The sequence below is a fragment of the Paenibacillus sp. 7516 genome (assembly GCF_002272715.1).
In the GTDB taxonomy this organism is placed as follows: domain Bacteria; phylum Bacillota; class Bacilli; order Paenibacillales; family Paenibacillaceae; genus Paenibacillus; species Paenibacillus illinoisensis_A.
The window spans coordinates 358,017-377,985 of sequence record NZ_NPBI01000012.1; the positions used below are offsets into that span (position 1 = coordinate 358,017).

Consider the following 19,969-nt stretch of genomic DNA (forward strand, 5'->3'; position numbering starts at 1 on the left):
TATGAGCTGGATCTTTATAGCTATTGCAGGATTACTGGAAATTGGTGTAGTTATATCATTGAAGTATGCTGAAGGATTTTCAAGAATTAAGCCTACATTAGCATTTATATGCTTTATGTTACTAAGTTTATTTTTCCTCTCACTATCCCTGAAGGAAATCCCAATTAGTATTGGTTATGGCATCTGGACAGGTATCGGAGCGGCTGGAAGTGTCTTAACAGGGATGGTTTTATTCAAAGAATCCAAAGACATGAAAAGACTGTTTTTAGTCGCTGGAATTATTATAAGTATTGTTGGATTAAAATTTGTATCTTAAAAATAAAAATCGGTAAAAATCTTATTAAGTCAGTTTTATTCAATTCCAATAAAATTAAAACTCCTCAATTGTAACATCTTGTTAACGACATTCTAACTTTAAGAAGGAGTGAAGAAAATGGTACAACATAATTTAGATAATGCCATTGAAATTGTTGGTGCATCAGAAAATAACCTGAAGCATCTTGATATAACGATACCAAAAGAGCAATTAGTAATCTTCGCAGGCGTATCCGGATCTGGAAAAAGTTCTCTAGCCTTTGATACAATTGCAGTAGAAAGTAGTCGACAATGGCAAGCATCCTATCCGCTATATTTAAGAAATAAAATGCCTCATTATGAACGTCCAGCCGTCGAATATATTCGTAATCTAACTCCTTCTATTGTTGTAGATCAAAAACCTATAGGTACAAATGCTCGTTCTACAGTGGGGACTGCTACAGATATAGCTCCACTTATCCGTTTATTGTTCTCACGTGTGGGATCTCCAAGTGCAGGAGGAGCTACAGCTTATTCTTTTAATCACCCATTAGGTATGTGTCCCACATGTACAGGCCTTGGAAAACGTTTAGACCTGAACGAAGAAAGTCTTTTTAATCCGGATGGAAGTATACAACAAGGCGGAATACGGTTTAGTCAATTTTCCGCCGGTTGGCAAAGTCGATTATATTTAGATAATCCATTTCTTGATTCAGAAAAAAAGCTAATGGATTACAGTGATGAAGAGTGGAAAATACTTCGTTATGGAACAAATGAACCATTAAAGATCGAATTGACCTCAAACAATACCGGTAAAACAGACAAGGTAGATTACGAGGGAATGATTCCCCGTTTTCGTAGGTTATATCTCAATAGGGATATTTCTAAATTGAAAAAGAGTTTGCAAGATGAAATTATGTCTTTTGTACAATCACGTCCATGTAATGCATGTAAAGGGACAGGACTAAATCCAAATGCATTAGCTTCTAAAATTAACAACCATAATATTGCCGATTATTATGATCTGCAAGTAAGTGATTTGATTCCCATACTTGAAAAAATCAGTACTCCAGTAGGCACTTCAATAGCTAGGCAAATATTAGATGTATTAGAGTATATAGTTGAAGTGGGGTTAGGGTATTTGACTCTGTCACGCAGAACAGACACTCTTTCCGGGGGGGAAATTCAACGTTTGAAAATGATACGTCATTTGGGAAGTAATTTAAGTAACATTACTTATATTTTTGATGAACCTACTGCTGGGCTCCATCCTGATGATGCCAAGCGGATTGCAAAATTACTCTTAAAGCTGCGCGATAAACATAATCTGGTTATTGTTGTTGAACACAGCAGGAGTATGATCGAACTGGCAGATGAGGTCGTAGAGCTTGGACCAAAAGCAGGTAATCATGGAGGTCAACTTGTGTTTCAGGGAACCGTTGAATCTCTAAAAAAGGCTGATACACTAACTGCCCGCGCATTGCGTGAGTCTGTAATTGTGAACAGTTCTCCTCGAACATGGAAAGAAGAATTTATTATAAAAAATGCGACTACAAACAATTTAAAGGAAATATCTATTTCTATACCTAAAGGTGTATTAACTGCTGTTAGTGGTGTTGCGGGTTCCGGTAAAAGCAGCTTAATTCGTAATGAATTTGTCTCTCGCTACCCATCATCCATTGTTATTGATCAAAAACCGATTGGTATCTCATCTCGGTCTACTCCAGCAACATATACGGGAATAATGGATGAGATACGTAAATTATTTGCAAAAGAAAATGATGTTGGTCCAGAGTGGTTTAGTTCTAATTCGAAGGTGCATGTTCAGTTTGTAATGGTACCGGTGAAATTAAGCCTGATGTTGCATTTGCAGATGCTGTAGCGATTGTCTGCGAAGAGTGTGGTGGTGCTCGTTTTAATCCTAAAGCATTGAGTTTTAAATATAAGGAAAATAATATTAAAGAAGTATTAGCACTCACGATTGATCAGGCACAAAATTTTTTCTCAAATAAGAAAATACAAGACCGAATAAAAAGCTTACAAGAAGTTGGCCTTGGTTATATGACTCTCGGTCAGTCTACAAACACGTTTTCTGGTGGAGAAAATCAAAGATTAAAGCTCGCAAGTGAGATTCACAAAAAAGGGAACATTTACATTCTTGATGAACCGTCAACTGGTCTACATCATAGTGATACCGAACGATTGATTACGTTATTTAATCAACTCGTCAATGACGGGAATACAGTTATCATCATTGAGCATCGATTAGAGATGATAGCATTAGCTGACTGGGTTATCGATTTAGGACCTAGTGGTGGACATGAAGGTGGACAGGTAATATTCAGTGGGACACCTGCTGATTTAATGCATTGTAATAATTCTGTTACTGGACATTATTTAAAATCAGTAGTAGAACAAACAAGTACTAAGTAATGTAAGTACTTTAAGTTAATTTTAGTGAATAGTTAGATATCAACAACAAAAAAAGGATTCAAGTTAAGGATCGAGCTCTTTAAGCTAACCGGAAACGATAGCATAATAAAACAAAGAAGCAGCTGATTAATATGATCGGCTGCTTTTGTTCAACTAACGGGCAGGTTAGTTGAACAAAGGGAACTGACAGTCTTCCTTAGACTGCCTCAGGAAAAACGGATTCTCGATATGAGATTCGGATGAAAAACGAAGGATAAATTGATTATGTAATGAGAAAATCTGAATATGATCTGTTTTTGTTTGACAATTTCATAAGCTTTAGCTACTATAGCACCAATGACAGTGTACACTGACATACTTTGAAAAGAGGAATAGAGATGTCCAACAATACAAAATTAAGCAGCAGAGAGAAATTAATGACAGCAGCCATTGATTTAATTTCAATGAAAGGCTATAGCAGTGTAACCACTCAAGAAATTGCTGCTACTGCTGGCTTAAGTGAAAAAACTTTGTTTCGCCAATTTGGTACGAAACAAAACTTATTAGAAACAGCTTTTGACCATTATCACTATTCAGAAGAAATGGCAAAGATATTTAAAGATGAGTTAGTATGGGAACTACAAACAGATTTATTATTGATTAGTAAGACATACCATGAAATTATGAATCGTAATCGTAAAATGATTATGATCAGCATAAAAGAGGAAGATAATTTACCTGGCTTTCGAGAACGAACAATAAAACATCCTCGTCAACTGATGGAGGTGTTAACTAATTACTTTAAAACAATGTATGACCAAGGAAAATTGGTTGAGACGAATCCTGAACTACAAGCCTTTTCTTTCATGGCATTGAATTATGGTACATTTATAAACCATCTGGATGAACGATCTCATTTTCCATCTCTCTCTTTGGAAGATATTATTAGAGAAAGTGTGTGGATCTACTCTAGGGCATTAACTCCCTAGTTTTTTTTACAACATTAATGTCAGTAAGTACTGACAGTCATTTTAGTTATTTAGTCCAAACATATTAAAGAATTGAGGTAGTTCATTTGAATACAAAAGCTGCTACAACCAATGAAACGGGTCCAGTGTTACTCCGTGTTCTAATTTTCACACTTATTATTTCAGTCATGAATGGAACGATGTTTAATGTCGTATTGCCAGTAATCAGCCAAGAATTTCAACTTTCTGCATCACAAGTAACTTGGATTGTATCAGGTTATTTGATTGTGTACGCCATAGGTACTGTTACTTATGGGAAATTGACAGATAAATTTAGTATTAAAAGTTTAATTACATTTGGTCTTTTACTTCTGGCAGCGGGGTCTCTTGTGGGAGTAGCTGCTACACAGTACTGGATGATCATCGTCGCACGTATCTTGCAAGCTGCTGGTGCGGCTGTCATACCTGCGTTGGCTATGATAATTCCTGTTCGTTTTTTTTCACCTGAGAAGCGTGGGCACGCCTTGGGGACATCTGCAATCGGAACTGCTCTTGGAGCAGCACTTGGTCCAATTATCGCCGGATTCTTGTCAAGTGCTCTGAATTGGAAGTTTCTCTTCGTGATACCTTTGCTTTCTCTTTTTGCGTTACCTTTTTATAGAAGGTATTTGGATAATGAATCAGTGTCCAATGTAAAAATTGATTATGTTGGCGGTGTTCTGTTAGCAGGGACGGTTGCCACTTTCTTACTTGCACTCTCAAAAGCAAATATTTGGTTGTTAGTGAGTGGAATAATCATATTAGTATTGTTTATCCTGCGAATTCGCTATGCTTCCGATCCCTTCGTGAATCCAGCAATTTTTAGAAATAAACAATATTCGATGGGGATGGTCATTACATTTGTACTAGTCGCTGTTGGTTTCGGCATTCCATTTCTGACACCTCTCATGTTGTCGGATGTTAATGGTCTATCACCTGCATTTACCGGATTCATTATGTTACCTTCAGCTCTTATTACTGCCTTCTTAGGCCGAAAAGGTGGGAAATTAGCTGATGATAAAGGGAATTCGATTCTACTCTATACTGCATCATCACTTCTAGTTGGTGGTTTCATTATTCTCTCGTCAGTCGCAGGGATGTCGCCAACGTATACTCAAATATTCCTTACCTTAGGTGTACTGGGTCAATCTTATATGCAAATTGCAATGTCAAACACCATTTCAAGAACCTTGCCTACGGCTGAGGTCGGAATCGGTATGGGATTACTATCGATGTTTAACTTTATTGCAGCAGCAGTATCCACGGCTACCATTGGTAAGCTGCTTGACGGTGGAACAAGTACTGTACACTTGAATCCGTTTGTGCAGGATCAGGTTGCTTTTGCGTACAGTAACATTTTGCTGGCGCTAGCTGCGGTAGTCGTTTTAATGACTGTTCTTTATTATTTTCAATTTGGACGTAGATTGATTGGAAAGGAGGTGAGGTCAAAGAATAATATGCAATTATAGATTAACAGTCATTTCAGAGATAAGATTATCTGAAGATTGTTTCCGTTTATTCTTTAACACCATTAAATCTTCCTTAATGTAGTTAAAAACAGGGGTAACGACCTATCAAAAGTAGAATTCATGAAAATTGAACAAAAAGGAAAACGTTAGCTCATAACAACAAGAAAGCAGCTGATCATTGGGATTGGCTGCTTTTATTTAACTACTTACATAACTCTTCAATACAACTTTTCTTTGTAAAGTGCGTCTTAATCTAAGCAACTATTGGCTAGTTTACACAGTGATTAGAGAGGAATGGTCAGAATGAAGAAATACCTTGCTGGATTATTAATTATTTTTGTCCTATGTTTGGGCTTACCAGGACAGGCTTACATGGAGGCGTCTAACCAACAGCCTTTGGCTTTTGAGGATCCCAATCTAGAACAAGCGATTAAGTCATTATTGAATAAAAACGACGATGAATCCCTAACAAAAGAGGATTTAGAGTCACTGACCGATGTTCCTTTAGCGGGTAAAGGAATTAAGAGTTTGCAGGGTTTGGAGTATGCAGTCAATGTTACCACTTTGGATTTGAGTGACAATCAAATTGAGGATATTAAGCCCCTTGGGAAGTTAACGAAGTTGACAGATTTATCGTTATCAAGGAACCGGTTGAATGATCTTTCAGTGCTAGCGGGACTAGTTAATCTGAATACGTTGTCCATAAGTTCTAACAAGATCACAGATCTAAAGCCGCTAGCAGGATTGGTTAATCTTTGGAGACTCGATGCTGCGAATAATAACATCAAAGATCTTTCTCCGTTATCTAAATTAACTAACTTACTTTCTCTAGAGTTATCATCTAACCAGATCTATGATTTGGAGCCGTTGAGAAATCTTCAAAGATTGTCTTACCTCTATTTGAACAACAATCGAGTCTGGGATTTAGAGCCGCTCCAACAACGTGGTTTTTTACCGTATTATGATACGGGTGCATTCATTGAACCACTTGCACTGCAAAATAACTATTTAGATTTAACCAAGGGATCGAAAACATATAAATTATTTGTGAAAATGGCAGGAAATGAGTTGCCTGGCGGTCAGCGTAAGACACAGCGCTTGGTGATTGGCAGCACGACAGCTTATGTGGGAGACAGTGCTTATCGTATTACCGCAGCGCCATTTATTCAGACGGGACGTACCTATGTGCCGATCCGTTTCATCTCCGAGAAGCTTGGGGCAGCCGTGAATTGGAACCAGAGCACCAAAGAGGTAACGATTCAGAAGGATGGTAAAACGATTCGTTGGGTTGTAGGGAACAGGCAGGTAAAAGTAAACCAGCAAACGGTGATGCAAGATGCTCCTTTACTTCTGAAGAACGGCAGTGCGTTCGTTCCTGTTCGTTTTGTGGCGGAGCAGTTAAATACTTCCGTTGAATATATGGGAAGCAAGCATATGGTCGTGATTTTCAAAAATTAATCAGCATAATGGAATTACAGAATAATATTTGAATATAAGGACGCAATGACCATGCTTCAAAACAAGAGTAAAGTATGCAGACCTTCATTAAACTAAATTGAAACGATAGCGTTAAAACAAAGAAAGCAGCCGATCAATATGATCAGCTGCTTTTGGTTCACTAACGGGTAGTTTTTAATCTTTTCATACGTTCAGGAGGGGGGGTGAAATAGCGATGTCCTAATCACTTTGTTGGACAGACAGGGTGGAAAGACAAAGTTTTGTGTAAAAACGGCCATCGCCCCAGAGCGACCATTCTTCGTATACATTTCCGAACAAACTTATTTGACCGGCCCCATCCAGGTTGAAATCGTCTTCTGCTGGTGCGGCAATGGCGGTTTCAACTTCCCGTTATCGATCAAATGCTTCAAAATATAGGCGACCAGCCGGCCTCCTCCGGTGTTGCCTCTCACCATGTAAGCAAGCTGCGGCTCCAAATGCTTCGGCTGATTTTGCAGGAACAGGTTGAGCATTTTGTCGTAGAGCTTGCCGACAGCAGGCGCATACAGAGCGGACAAATCCGGCATTGCCTTGTTCAGCCGATCCAACGTTTGCGGAGAGTCGATCCAAACCGCATTGAACTTGTACCCTTCTTCCGTCTTGCGTATGTACCCCTTCTCCAGCAGGAACGAATATTGCTCGGCGTTCTCTTCGTTGTCGGGCAGTTCCCCTTGTTGGAACGCATGACAAATCTCGACATTCCGGTATTCCAGGAAACGCCAATCCATCTCGCGGTCGCTCCAGTGCGTATTGAATTGCCACAAGTATAAGGGAGTGTCTTCGACGTAGCGGAGCGACGGACCGAAGGTGACGTAACTACTCATATCAAAACCTGGATCGGTATAGTGGCTCCGGTTTAACGCCGCATAGGCAATATACTGACCTCCGTCCTTTCGGATTGGTGCGACCGCATCGAAGCTTTCGCCCGCCGGCATGCTCCGCCAAGATTGTTCCTCGACGTTCTTGGGCAGCAAGGTCCAGAGCAGGAAGTTATAGTCACCATCCGGAACGTACACTCCGCTATCCTCAACTTGCCGGCGAGCTTCCATTAACGCGTCAAAATGAACATCGGCCACTTCAGCGGCGCAATCTTGCCAAAATTGATGACCGGCTACGGCCAACTCGAAGAGGTCCCAGATGATGGTATTACTTTGATATTTGCCGGGAGAGGTTTGGATGAGAAAATTGTAATCGGCCAGGTGCCGGACTTCGTCTTCCAGCAAAGAAGGAGGCATTCCGAGCTCCTCCGCGATTTGATGTACGGTACGCGCCTTGTGATAAGCCGCGTAAACGATATTTTGCGCCAAGGCGCGTCCAAGAAAATCGTTGGTTTCGCCCAGTTTGCCGGCCGAACCGGTATGGCCCATTTCCCCCATGCTGACCGGATTGACACTTAAAGTTCCTTTTGTACGCATACGTTTCATCCCTTTCCGTAACTTCTTTTTAGCCTCGTTCAAATGCCACTTCACCGTGCCTACAGGAATGTTCAGAGCAATCGCGATATCGCCGATTTTTAGCTCGTCGTAGTAATGCATGACCACAATCCTGCGATGGATGTCGGACAGAAACGCGACTTCTCGGCGGAGCTCGCGGTAAGCTTCGGTTACCAGCAGCCGGTCAAGCGGCTCTCGGGAAGGGGCAGCAGACAGTTCGGACATGCCGTTGATTTCGAACGCTTGGGGAGCGTGCGCACGCTTTTTCAACCAATTCACCCAAGTGTATCGGGCAACCGTCCAGACGTAAGCGTCAAGGCTTCTAATGTCCCGCACCCCAGAGAAGGATTTCAACAACTGCAGCATAATCTCCTGAGCCAGATCCTCCGCCTCGGCCCGCTGCTTGACCCGGTTTAAGGCAAAACCGAAAATCGGTTTGACATAGCTCCGAATCGCTTCCGCCGCTTCTTTTCCGTTTTCACCAATTGAATCCATCTTTTGCCTCCATAGTTGCATCTGTAATTCCTGACATTTATATAGTGTGCCAGGCGAAATAAAGGTTGGGATTATTTTTTTAAAAAATTGGAAGTCCTACCGGCTCACTCATACATGTATAAATACAGACATCATGAGTAGGTCATTTAAATGGTTAAAGAGACGTTATGAATTTTTTTGTTAAACAAGATGAAGATTACTTTAGATGTAAAGGTCTCACTTTTAGTATATAAAGATACTTCTTTTCCGTTCAACTATGGGAGGATACGAACTAGGGGCACGAGCCGAAGTTCGGCTGCTGTTGTTCAACTAACGGGCAGATTAGTTAATAAAAATTATAGGTTTAGAGCTTTGGGTTACTCAGATTGTTGTTCTACTTATCGACTAATCTCCGCAAAGTTGTTACAGCACTTCAAGCTCCCTATCCGCGATTCGCTCTGCACCTGTATTTCTCAACACTGCACCAATCATACAATGCTGATTATCATCAAAGTTATCGATAGTTATAGCTAGGTAATATCATTAATTTTGATGATTCAATTGTCTTAACCGAGAGTTCATGATACAGTATCGGGAACTTGCAAAAGGTGAGGGATCCCCGTGGAACTAACTTATTTGAAAACCTTTCGGGAAGTGGCGAAGTGGGGAAGCTATACGCGAGCCGCGGAAACACTTGGATATGCACAGTCCAGCATCACGACTCAGATTCAGAAACTGGAGGAAGCTTACGGCGTCGTTCTCTTAGAACGTTTTGGCAGGGGAATGAAACTAACGTTGGCTGGCGAAACGCTGTTGCAATACGCCAACGATATACACAGACTGCATGAAGAGTCCAAAGAAGTCGTATCAAAACAATCCAAGGGAAAACTGTCCATAGGAACGATAGAGACTTTGGCTGCCTTCTGCCTTCCGCCATATCTTCAAAAGTATCGTGGAGAATACCCTGGTATCAATGTGATCATCCAGCCTGGCAACGAACCTTATATTATTGAGTCAGTCAAAAGTGGCGAACTAGACATAGGGATCATTTTGGATCCTCCATTTAAGGATCCTGATCTTCACTGCAGCATTCTAAGGGAAGAAACGTTAGTTTTTATCACTAATCCTGATCATAAACTTGCTTGTCAAAGTGAAGTCCTCATTGAAGACCTTGAGGGTGAATCGTTGATTATGACAGAAGATGGCTGCACTTACCGGGCTATGCTTCTCAATGTTTTGAAAGGGAATCAAGTGAATTACAGTCTTTCCTACGAATTCGGCAATCTGGAAGCAATCAAGCAGTGCGTCATTTACGATCTTGGTATTGCCTTGCTTCCGCGTATAGCGGTTGCCGAGGAAATCCGTAAGGGCCAAATTACCGCGATTCCTTTCGTTCATCCGGAGTGTAGATTTTATACGCAACTCATTTATTCTAAGAAGAAGTGGAAGTCCAAAGCTTTTCAAGGTTTCGTGGATTTGATCAGCGGAACGAATTATCAATATGATTGAAGTATCTTATAGATTTCTATCGATAACTCCATAGTTAGAGGCTGTGTTACATTGATTGCAAGAAATCAAATCATCCCCCTTGGAGGTAACCCAAATGACAAATCAAATCCGATATTCCCTCGTCTTAGAGACGCCTGCTCCTTCGCCTGAGTACATTCATCGGCATTTCATGAACAAGCTTGCCGTAGAAACGGACGTCTCAGATGTAAAGCACGATATGACGCAAGGTCTCAATGACTTTGTACTCATCGACGTCAGAAGCGCTATAGCTTATGGAGAATGTCATATCCCGGGAGCACTTAGTCTTCCTTCCAACACGATCAGCGAAGCAACAACGGCGTCTTTGCCCAGAGATAAAGTCATCGTCGTCTACTGCTGGGGGCCGGCTTGCAATGGCGCCAGCAAAGGAGCAGCCCGCTTATCCCGTTTGGGTTTTCAGGTGAAAGAAATGCTTGGAGGCATTGAATACTGGCGCAAGGAAGGAAACGAGGTAGAGGGTGCTCTTGGCACTTCAGCATGCATGATCGGGTAAGCTCATGAACAAACGATCAAAACGGAAAGTTCAATTAACGGGAAACGATAACTGAATAAATATGTAGTAAGCAGCTGATCCATGTGATCGGCTGCTTTTGTTCAGTAAGCGGGCAAAATAGTCCACTTGTGTGCTCATACATAGATAAAGACCTCTCACCATGATGGGCGAGGGTCTCTGTCTCTTGATTTGATATAATGCGAACTTCGTTAAGTGATGCTAAGTCCGCCGCTTGCATATCCGGCCAAAGTTGTAGCTACATCCGGAAACGGGATTGTTTTCTATCGGCCCAGTTGATAAAATAGCCATTTTTCCCATCCCAACTTCTATGACCTCATACTCTAGCGGTAATTTTCATTAAGCCAAATACAGTAATATTCAGACACTAAACAAGCGGTGTGGATTAAACACAGGGCAGTTCATCCATTATCAATCTTCCTTAAGCTATTAAGCAGAATAGCTGCATGATGTGTTAGTCTAAAATTGGTAAAATTGATTTAACGGAGGTCATCAGAATTGTCCATGATATTTCCTGACATCGTTACAGATCGGTTGAAGCTGGTTGTTCTTACCCTAGATGATGCAGAATCCGTATTTAGGCATTTTTCAAGTGAGGATGTTACCAGATTTATGGACATAAGTCCGTGTAAAGATAGAAATGAAGCTGAAGACATAATAAGATTTCATCTGGTGGATACGGGTTGTCGCTGGGGGATTTTCAGCAAAAGCGATGCGAAATTAATTGGAACTTGTGGCTTCCATTGCTGGGTTCAAGGCGAACAACCTAGAGCTGAAATCGGATTTGATTTAGGGAGGGAATATTGGGGAAGAGGACTTATGCAAGAAGCATTGAAGCCAGTTATCGATTTTGGATTCAAAAAGATGAGCTTGGATATCATCGAAGCAACGGTTGAGCAGGATAATAAAAGATCAATTAGCTTGCTTCGGAAACTAAATTTTGAACGAGAAACAGAATTAAGAGACCAGTTGATATATTTTTTCTTACTTCGAGAGCATTGGGGACTAAGGTAAGTTTGGATGATGGTAGATTGATTTTCTAATTATGGAGGTTTTTCAGCGTGACTCAAAACGGGATTGTCTTGGTTGTGAGTGTTTCGATAATACATGAAGATAAGCTGCTTATGATCAAGGAAAACAAAGCAACGGTTAGGAATACGTGGAACTTCCCGTCAGGGAGAATCGAATACCATGAAGATATTCTAGAGGCGGCACGTCGAGAAGCCAAGGAAGAAACCGGGTACGATGTTAAACTTACAGCCACTACAGGTATTTACAATTTCATGAGTAGTACAAATCATCAGGTTATTTTATTTCATTTTATTGGTGAGATCATCGGTGGTTCTCTTCAGTTAGATAAAGCGGAGATCATTGATTCGACATGGATAGCACCTGCGGATTTGTTGATCCCAGATTTTCTGGAGCTCCGCGATAAAGAGGTCATACAACGGATCACCCAAAATTTGATCTCTCAAAAGGAATACTCGTTATCCTTATTCAACAGCTCTCTGAAGAACATGGTTTAAACTAACAAGAGAATTTATATAGGGGTGGAATAACGTGCCTAAAATAGACAACATGCTAGCCATTCTATGGATGCTTCGATCAGGTGAAAAAATTACTGCAAAACAAATCTCAGAAAAGTTAGAGATGAATATAAGGACTGTGTATCGTTATATCGATACCATTTCAACAAGTGGCGTACCTATCATTTCAGAACCAGGACATAACGGTGGATACACTTTAATGAACAATTTTATTGAAGCTCCACTTTTTTTTGATTTTGAGGAGCAAACTTCACTATTTCATGCTGCAGTTTTCGCAGAAGAAGCCGGATATTATGGAGGTGAAGCATTAAATAGGGCCATTTCAAAACTAAGTAAATACTCAAATCAAGAGCAGGAAACCAAGATAAACCAACATTTAACTAGTTTTGAAGTCATAAGTCGATTAAGTTCACGCTCTATGCAGCCTTTCTTGAAGAAGTTGGAGCAGGCCGTAGCAGACGGGTATTCAGTAAAAATTCTCCACCATAAAAGTGGCGGAAAGCAAGTAAATGATAGATTGGTTGATCCGTACAGACTTATCTATTGGAATAATAAGTGGTATGTGATCGGATTTTGTCATCTTAGGAGTGATATCCGTAGTTTTAGAGTAGATCGAATTGAAGATCTAATGCTAACCGAAAATAAGTTTGACCAGCCAGAACATTTTTCAGCACGTGCCTTTTTTATGAAAAACTTTCTTCCAACTATAGAAGATAAGGAAGAGACTATTTCTTTGGTTATTAACGGGGATAAAAGTGTATTAGCTGACATTTGCCAACATTGGTTTTTGGGACATTATTTACAAGAGCGGACTTCAAATCAAGCCGTATTTCATTTTGAGAAAGATATGATACATACATATGTACCTTATTTCCTTTTATCGTACGGTAAATCTATTCGAATTGTTGAGCCAATCAGCCTTAAGAAAAGAATGATTGAAGTTTTGTCGGAGTTAATACATTTTCATCAAAATTGATGACTTCCCTGACGCTAGGTGTCAGTGAAGTCATGCTATAGTTGGCTATATCAATTGGGATTGGAGTGTTATTGGATGCAAACCAAAAAAGTTTTTCTATATGTATTTAATACGATGTCGGACTGGGAATATGGATATTTAGTTGCTGAACTAAACTCGGGAAGATATTTCAAAAAAGATGTAGCACCTTTAAAAGTAATGACAGTAGGAGCTAATAAAGAAATGATTACTACGATGGGAGGACTGAGCATAAAACCGGAGATTTCCCTTGATGAATGTACTCTTGAGAGTAAAGATCTTTTAATTTTGCCAGGAGGGACTACATGGAATGAAGAAATTCATCAACCCATCTTGGAGAGAATTGGCCAAGCCTTAGAGCTTGGCACTGTTGTTGCTGCAATTTGTGGTGCAACAGAGGCCCTTGCGAATATGGGATACTTGGATACTAGAAAGCACACAAGTAATAATTTGGAATATACTAAAATGGTATGTCCTAATTATAAAGGAGAAAAGTTCTATGAGATGGGATCTGCGGTATCTGATACGAATTTAGTTACTGCTTCAGGAATAGCTCCTCTGGAATTTGCGATGGAAGTACTGAAAAAATTAGATGTATTTGAACCAGATACATTACATTCATGGTATAACCTAAATAAGACTCATAAACCTGAATACTTCTTCGAGTTAATGAGTTCAATAAATAGTTGAGCTGAAAAATCAATTTAGCAGTTTTATATTAGTAGTTTAAATAAAAATAATGAAGTAACTGAAAAGCTCACTTTCTCTATTTTGTTTTGCAGAGAAGTTGGGCTTTTTAATTTGGAGTTCCTTCCTTAATGTTGTAAATCGGCAACTTCTTTTCGCTATTCCTACCTTAGCATGAGTTTTTTTATTGGTGCGTTATTTGTTCCTCAGTTAAGTTTACCGTACATTAATCACACTGCATCATTACTCCTTTATTACCACTGTGGTTAAAAGAGAGTTCAACTAACGGGAAACGTTAGTTCAATAATAAAAAGAAGCAGCTGATTAAAGTGATCGGCTGCTTTTGTTCAACTAACGGGCAGAATAATGCAACGAGCAGAAGTTGCCTGTGTCTAATAGAAGATGTCCATTTTGTCGTGTTTGGGGTATCGCGCGACCTAATTAGGGTACAAAGTTATTGACTATCGATAAGTGTCACACGGGACTAATTAGGTATCGAATCAACGGTTGCCCTGGTACACACGGTATTCACACCATATACAATTAATCTCTGGACTGAACATTCACAATGATGTTACCATCGATTCCTACATATTCTATGAAAATTAGTAAAATGCTTTATAAAGAAGTGCCTGATTTGTTGATAAGATTTCGCTAGTAAGGCGACCTAGATAGACATCTAGAGAAAGCCATTTGTAACGCTTCTTGGTTAAAAGCTTTTACTTCAGAGTTCACTTGAACGATCCAGTTCGCTAGTGTAGCTGCTGGCTGGTAATCCTCATGGTCATACGGGTTAACTCTGAACTCTGCAAGTTTAACTAATTGTGAATAATCAGCTTCGGAAAGGTGAAGACCCAGATGGGAGAGGTGTCTCTGCCGTATTCTTTTAGCTGAATGATCTTGGGCGAGTCTGTGAGTGTTAGACACTTGTCCTGGGTGAGAGCGATAGTACATCAAATTGTGCGGGATATTCGCCAACCTAGCTCCACTAAATGATAACCTTGTCCACAATTCAAAGTCTTCTGCATGAGGATAGTTTAGGTCATAGCGAATTCCAAAACGCTCAAAAGAGCTTTTGCGCATCATAACAGAAGGATGTAAGATACAGCAGTTAAATAATAGCCAGGCTTTAATCTCTTCATGATCCAGAGGATTGAATTTTACTGGGCCCAAGTAATTTTGGGTGTAAGCTGTACCGCAAACATCAATGTCTGGTTGTTGATCCATATAGTAAGCTTGCACTTCCAAACGGTTTAAGGCTGCGATATCGTCACCGTCCATCCTAGCAATGTACTCACCTTGAGCTATATCAAGCCCTTGATTGAGAGAGGCCGCGACGCCCATAGATACCGGATGGAATATCTTCTTAACTCGTGCGTCCTGAATATCGCGAATCATGTCAGTTGAACCATCAGTTGACCCATCATCAATAATAATAAACTCCAAGTCGGCGCACGTTTGTCTCAGAATTGAAGATATTGCCTCTTGTACAAAAGGTGCGTTATTATATACGGGCATAATAACAGAAATTCTGGGCATTATTAAGCCTCCTTACATTTATAGTCTTAACACAGTATGTCCGGTGAAGATCAGAGGGAACGGTTATTTTAAAAAAGGGTGTATGTGAAAGTACACTTATATAGTAGAAGATGAAAACAACTTATTAAAAGGGCGCGGGATACCTTGAGCCCATTGACTGGAATGAACGCACAGGGCAAGGTAGGTGCCACCGCGGTATAAAATCATGGTTCAAGAGCTGGGACATAGTCGGCTTTATGGAGAAGAAGTATTCCCTTTGAAGTCGCTACTAATCAGTGCTTTTCTTCGTTAATTCATTAAGCTAACGGGCAGGATAGTTCAATAGAAATATTGAATTCTTCAGTAGGAACATTCAGAAAAATGATCCAACAAAATTTTTCATAAGGAGTAGAGTATGGACTACCTTGTAAGAGAAATCAGCATGACTGATTATCCTGACATTTACTTATTGAACCAAGATTTCAACCCCAATTTTTCAAGTTTTAGTGAAGAAAAGGTAAAGGAAAAAATCGCTCTTATTATACGAGAAACAAAAGATAAGATTTTTGTTTTTGAACTTAATAATGAGGTTGTTGGATATATCCATGGGAGTCCTTATGAATTGCTTTTCGCTGACCCTTTGATCAATGTTCTAGGATTTGTAGTAAAAGAACGCTATAGAAATCAAGGGATTGGCAGCAAATTAATGGACTGTTTAGAGCACTGGGCACGGAAAGAAGGCTATTCAGGTATCAAGTTATTGTCCCATCCGAGTCGTGAGCGAGCGCATAGAATCTACCTTAAAAGGGGTTACCAATTTACAAAGGATCAGAAAAACTTTATTAAGTCTTTTAATTAACAACAAATTCTCGAATCATACAATTAAACCAAAAACGGGAGCATGGTACTGGTGTATCGCTCTCTTTTTTCATTCAACTAACGGGGAACGTTAGCTTATTATAAAACAAAAGGCAGCCGATCATTGTGATTGGCTGCCTTGTTCAATTAACGCAGAGTATATTTATATAATGCTAAGTCCCAACCGGCTGCATCCGGAAGTATTTCGACATGGATTTGACTCTATTGAAAACAAGATGAACGATCAGAAACGTTTGGCAACTTCCTTTGCTTTTGCAATTGCTTTTTCCTTAATAAGTGGTGCTTGCTCTAATGATGCCGTTCCCTCCACAAAAATGGCCTCAATAGATTGAATTCCATAGAAGTGTAATATCTTTTTTAGATAGCTGTATCCCATTTCAACCGGGGCAAGTGGACCTTCCGAATAAACGGATCCTGAAGCTTGAATGTGTAATGCTTTTTTACCGGACAACAGACCCACAGGACCATTCGTGGTATATTTGAAAGTCTTACCCGCAACGGAAGTCGCATCCGTATATGCTTTCAGAACCGGTGGGATCGAGAAATTCCACATAGGTGAGACGTACACATATTTATCGGCAGCCACGAATTGGTCAATAATCGCTTCATGACGAGCTACTTTTGATTTCTCAGCATCAGTCAGTTGATCGATAGACAAACCTGATCGAATCTTTCCCCAACCACGTAAGACATCAGCATCGATTTGCGGAATGTTCTCTTGGTACAGATCTAAATAAACAACTTCATCTGTTGGATTTGCATTGCGGTATGCTTCAATAAATTCGTTCCCAACTGCGAGACTATAAGATGATTGAGGATCAAGAGGATGAGCGGTGATGTATAGTAGGGTTGACATGATTCAAAACATCCTTTCGTAATTAAACTAAATATGCGTTTTGGATTAATCATATCGTATATATACGATTTGTGAAGTACGCACAAACATGTGGTATAGTATTAAAAAAGGTACTGTAACGGAGGAGAACACATGCAAAAGAACCCTGTCCAATGTCAATTCGTTGTGGCGCTGGATTCAATTGTCGGCAAATGGAAGCCGATGATTCTTTACCATCTATTTCAAGGTGAACCTTTGAGGTTCAATGAATTAAAAAGATTGCTGCCTGATATCACGCAAAGGATGCTTACGCTCCATCTGCGCGAGTTGGAGGAGGAAGAGATCGTGAAGCGAGTCGTTTATCCTCAAGTTCCTCCGAAAGTGGAGTACTCCATCACGGAATACGGCATGAGCCTTTCTCCGATTTTGGAAACCTTGCATCAATGGGGGATGTCTCATGTGGAGAGAAAGCAGCTCAAAGAAGCGGAAAATGAAGATACAAAATCAGAATAGCGATCATCAAGGATCAAGGAAGGTACTTGTACCTGTGCAAGTGCCGTAACGAAGCCAGTGAGTATTGGAGAAGTATGTTTTAATAACGCTGAATAGAAAATAGCCAATCATTTATATGGTCGGCTATTTTTTCATATATCATATTGTGCTAATAGCTCAATGAAAAGCGACAGTCTAGGACTTTAATTTCTCGTCCTTGGCTGTCGCTTTTCAGTTTTCTAAGCTTTGTCTAAACATATTGTGAGTACATCTTCCTTGCAAATATCTCTAAACTTCTCATAGAGTTGAGTTAGTAACATGCCAGCTTTCAATCTTCAATTTTAGAGAACGGAGATTTGATTTTAAAGAATTCCTTATATGTCATTGGTTTTCGGCCAATCAGACGTTCAAGATCCCCAGACGTCTCCGAGAATTCTCCAGTGTTGACTCCCCGCACCCAACCTAATAAGAAATCAGTCATAAAGACAGGTAATCCATTTGCTACCATAGTGTCTATATATTCTTTTTCGCTAATTGCCTCATAAGGGATATTTATCTTATTAATCTCCGAGAGGGCTTCAGCGATGTCTGCAAAAGAGCTTCCGTCGCTGCCACTCAAAGTATATGACTTATTTTCATGCCCGTTTTGAGTAAGAACAGCTACGTTGGCTGCCGCCAAATCGTCCAGAGATGCAGCGGCTACTTTACCGGAACCCGCTGGTACTCGTACGCCGACTTTAAGCGCATCTCCGAAATACGAATGCATGACTTCAAGATACGGTGGATTCCGCAGAATGGTATAGGCTAATCCGGATGCTTTAAGCGTTTGTTCAGCAAATAAGTCTGACATCGTTACTTCGGGCACAATAAGATTTGAATTTTCTCTTCGTATGATCGACGTGAAAATCACGTGTTTGACACCAGCCTGTTTTGCAGCTGCGATGACATTGAAATGTTGCGTATTGCGATCGGTAAATGCTTGCGCGGAAATAAGCATAACTTTTTCAACACCATTAAAAGCTCGCAGAAGTGATTCATAATCAAAATAGTCGCCCTGGTGAGCTTCTATACCTTCTTTAACAAACTTTTTCATTTTTTCAGATTCCGGATCACGTACCAATACAGCGACCTGATTTGACGGAACTTTTTTAAGAAGAAGCTCTAGTGTTCTGCTGCCGAGATTACCTGTTGCTCCAGTAATAAGTATTTTACCCATATTAATAACCCCTTTGTACTTTTATTTATGCTTTAATCGTATAACTAGAAACCAATCACAACTTTCCGAAGCGTTTACCGGTTTTATGACATATGATTGACTCAAAGCCCTTGTTTCACATTCTTATTCTCCAATGAAGGTGAACTAGATATGATATTATTTAAATGTAACAATTTTTGTTACATTATAATCAAAAAAAGATTATTAACTTACTGTGCAAGTGATAATACTTACCTTTAAAAAAATTACCGTCTTACATTTGTCAGTGTACTTCCCCATTCACCGACTGGTTCAAGCCAGCTTACGATTCTATCATCAATAAGGTTGGTAAGTGCACCTTCATACTCAGCACGATAAGGTTTAGTAAGTTCGTGTTGAACCCAACTTTCTCTTGTTCCCTGCCAGATCTCATAGATGACAAGATCATCAGAATGATCAAGATCATCGGAGACGATCGCATTGACAAAGGCAGGTTCACTTTTGAAGTTGCTAATCATTGCAAATAGACTTTCACGGAAAGCTTCTTTCTTACCAGGCTTAATTTTAAAACGTATATTGAGAATAATTTGATTGTTGTTTGTTGACATCACTACACACTCCTTTTATTAACTCTTTAATTTTCTTCATGGCCACAAGTCTCATTATGTACGATGTATCCCTTTTAAAATAGTACGTACTTTTTGGTTATATAGTAACCAAAGAGTGATAATTGTGATGAAGTAAAGAATAAATTGATTTTTAAAATTACTCTATTCTACATTTAATCTCCGATATTCATCCTTGTTCAATGCCTTCTCTGCATAATCCTGACCCCAATCACAAAGTGCTCGCAAAGTAGGTTCAAGTGACATACCCATTTCGGATATAGCATATTCCACTTTTGGTGGTACCTGATTGAACATTGTTCTTATAATCAAATTATTACTCTCCAACTCCCGCAACGACTGTACTAACATTTTCTGAGAAATGGATGGGATGAGCCTTTTTAATTCACCGGTCCGTTTAGGGCCTTTTATTAAGTAATACAGAATAAGAGGTCTCCACTTTCCCCCAATGACATCTAAGGTTATTTCCAGATCACAATAAAAAGTTTTCAATTGAGAAACACCATCCCTCATTTAATTTTCAATTATTATATTACATGTGTTGATTCAAT

At 39.8% G+C, this 19,969-nt stretch carries 20 protein-coding genes; 14 read left to right on the forward strand and 6 right to left on the reverse strand.

What is annotated here, in order from left to right:
* The first annotated feature begins 1 nt into the window (after nt 1).
* From CHI14_RS12840 to CHI14_RS12860, 6 genes are all read left to right on the forward strand, one after another.
* Nucleotides 2-316, forward strand: coding sequence for a DMT family transporter (locus tag CHI14_RS12840; protein ID WP_095288828.1), 315 nt, complete (start codon nt 2-4; stop codon nt 314-316).
* Between the two features lie 117 nt (nt 317-433).
* Complete coding sequence (locus CHI14_RS12845; protein ID WP_249281089.1) at nt 434-2,176, forward strand: excinuclease ABC subunit UvrA; 1,743 nt, start codon at nt 434-436, stop codon at nt 2,174-2,176.
* A 47-nt stretch (nt 2,177-2,223) separates the two neighbouring features.
* The gene (locus tag CHI14_RS30465; protein ID WP_249281090.1) at nt 2,224-2,727 is read left to right on the forward strand and encodes an ATP-binding cassette domain-containing protein; all 504 of its coding nucleotides are present in this window, start codon (nt 2,224-2,226) and stop codon (nt 2,725-2,727) included.
* Nucleotides 2,728-3,104: 377 nt separating this feature from the next.
* Nucleotides 3,105-3,695, forward strand: a complete 591-nt coding sequence (locus CHI14_RS12850; protein ID WP_095288829.1) for a TetR/AcrR family transcriptional regulator — start codon at nt 3,105-3,107, stop codon at nt 3,693-3,695.
* Nucleotides 3,696-3,781: 86 nt separating this feature from the next.
* Nucleotides 3,782-5,182 carry an MFS transporter gene (locus CHI14_RS12855; protein ID WP_249281091.1) on the forward strand — a complete coding sequence of 467 codons (1,401 nt, stop codon included), beginning with the start codon at nt 3,782-3,784 and terminating at the stop codon, nt 5,180-5,182.
* Nucleotides 5,183-5,485: 303 nt separating this feature from the next.
* A complete protein-coding gene (locus tag CHI14_RS12860; RefSeq protein WP_095288830.1) occupies nt 5,486-6,640 on the forward strand; it encodes a stalk domain-containing protein in 1,155 nt (384 codons plus the stop codon).
* Between the two features lie 320 nt (nt 6,641-6,960).
* Here the strand turns inward: CHI14_RS12860 and CHI14_RS12865 are convergent, their stop codons facing one another.
* Complete coding sequence (locus tag CHI14_RS12865; protein WP_170948117.1) at nt 6,961-8,607, reverse strand: RNA polymerase sigma factor; 1,647 nt, start codon at nt 8,605-8,607, stop codon at nt 6,961-6,963.
* Between the two features lie 600 nt (nt 8,608-9,207).
* On the opposite strand from CHI14_RS12865, the gene CHI14_RS12870 reads away from it, so the two are divergent.
* The 6 genes from CHI14_RS12870 to CHI14_RS12895 all read left to right on the forward strand — a co-directional run bounded on the left by CHI14_RS12870 (nt 9,208) and on the right by CHI14_RS12895 (nt 13,876).
* Nucleotides 9,208-10,095, forward strand: coding sequence for a LysR family transcriptional regulator (locus tag CHI14_RS12870; protein WP_095288832.1), 888 nt, complete (start codon nt 9,208-9,210; stop codon nt 10,093-10,095).
* A 94-nt stretch (nt 10,096-10,189) separates the two neighbouring features.
* Nucleotides 10,190-10,627, forward strand: a complete 438-nt coding sequence (locus CHI14_RS12875) for a rhodanese-like domain-containing protein (RefSeq protein ID WP_170948118.1) — start codon at nt 10,190-10,192, stop codon at nt 10,625-10,627.
* Between the two features lie 522 nt (nt 10,628-11,149).
* On the forward strand, nt 11,150-11,659 hold the full coding sequence (locus CHI14_RS12880) for a GNAT family N-acetyltransferase (protein WP_095289112.1): 510 nt from the start codon (nt 11,150-11,152) through the stop codon (nt 11,657-11,659).
* 47 nt (nt 11,660-11,706) lie between these two features.
* On the forward strand, nt 11,707-12,171 hold the full coding sequence (locus tag CHI14_RS12885) for an NUDIX hydrolase (RefSeq protein WP_095288833.1): 465 nt from the start codon (nt 11,707-11,709) through the stop codon (nt 12,169-12,171).
* A 34-nt stretch (nt 12,172-12,205) separates the two neighbouring features.
* A complete protein-coding gene (locus CHI14_RS12890; RefSeq protein WP_095288834.1) occupies nt 12,206-13,168 on the forward strand; it encodes a helix-turn-helix transcriptional regulator in 963 nt (320 codons plus the stop codon).
* Nucleotides 13,169-13,243: 75 nt separating this feature from the next.
* Nucleotides 13,244-13,876, forward strand: coding sequence for a type 1 glutamine amidotransferase family protein (locus tag CHI14_RS12895; RefSeq protein WP_095288835.1), 633 nt, complete (start codon nt 13,244-13,246; stop codon nt 13,874-13,876).
* Nucleotides 13,877-14,527: 651 nt separating this feature from the next.
* Here the strand turns inward: CHI14_RS12895 and CHI14_RS12900 are convergent.
* Nucleotides 14,528-15,412, reverse strand: a complete 885-nt coding sequence (locus CHI14_RS12900) for a glycosyltransferase family 2 protein (RefSeq protein WP_095288836.1) — start codon at nt 15,410-15,412, stop codon at nt 14,528-14,530.
* A 394-nt stretch (nt 15,413-15,806) separates the two neighbouring features.
* Here CHI14_RS12900 and CHI14_RS12905 point away from each other — a divergent pair, with 394 nt between their 5' ends.
* The gene (locus tag CHI14_RS12905; RefSeq protein ID WP_095288837.1) at nt 15,807-16,250 is read left to right on the forward strand and encodes a GNAT family N-acetyltransferase; all 444 of its coding nucleotides are present in this window, start codon (nt 15,807-15,809) and stop codon (nt 16,248-16,250) included.
* 243 nt (nt 16,251-16,493) lie between these two features.
* Here CHI14_RS12905 and CHI14_RS12910 read toward each other — a convergent pair whose 3' ends face one another.
* A complete protein-coding gene (locus CHI14_RS12910) occupies nt 16,494-17,126 on the reverse strand; it encodes an FMN-dependent NADH-azoreductase (RefSeq protein WP_095288838.1) in 633 nt (210 codons plus the stop codon).
* A gap of 132 nt (nt 17,127-17,258) precedes the next feature.
* On the opposite strand from CHI14_RS12910, the gene CHI14_RS12915 reads away from it, so the two are divergent.
* Nucleotides 17,259-17,618 carry a winged helix-turn-helix transcriptional regulator gene (locus tag CHI14_RS12915; RefSeq protein WP_095288839.1) on the forward strand — a complete coding sequence of 120 codons (360 nt, stop codon included), beginning with the start codon at nt 17,259-17,261 and terminating at the stop codon, nt 17,616-17,618.
* Between the two features lie 307 nt (nt 17,619-17,925).
* Here CHI14_RS12915 and CHI14_RS12920 read toward each other — a convergent pair whose 3' ends face one another.
* From CHI14_RS12920 to CHI14_RS12930, 3 genes are all read right to left on the reverse strand, one after another.
* A complete protein-coding gene (locus CHI14_RS12920) occupies nt 17,926-18,813 on the reverse strand; it encodes an SDR family oxidoreductase (protein WP_095288840.1) in 888 nt (295 codons plus the stop codon).
* 245 nt (nt 18,814-19,058) lie between these two features.
* Nucleotides 19,059-19,400 carry a putative quinol monooxygenase gene (locus CHI14_RS12925; RefSeq protein WP_095288841.1) on the reverse strand — a complete coding sequence of 114 codons (342 nt, stop codon included), beginning with the start codon at nt 19,398-19,400 and terminating at the stop codon, nt 19,059-19,061.
* 162 nt (nt 19,401-19,562) lie between these two features.
* The gene (locus CHI14_RS12930; protein ID WP_095288842.1) at nt 19,563-19,910 is read right to left on the reverse strand and encodes a winged helix-turn-helix transcriptional regulator; all 348 of its coding nucleotides are present in this window, start codon (nt 19,908-19,910) and stop codon (nt 19,563-19,565) included.
* Between the last annotated feature and the right edge of the window lie 59 nt (nt 19,911-19,969).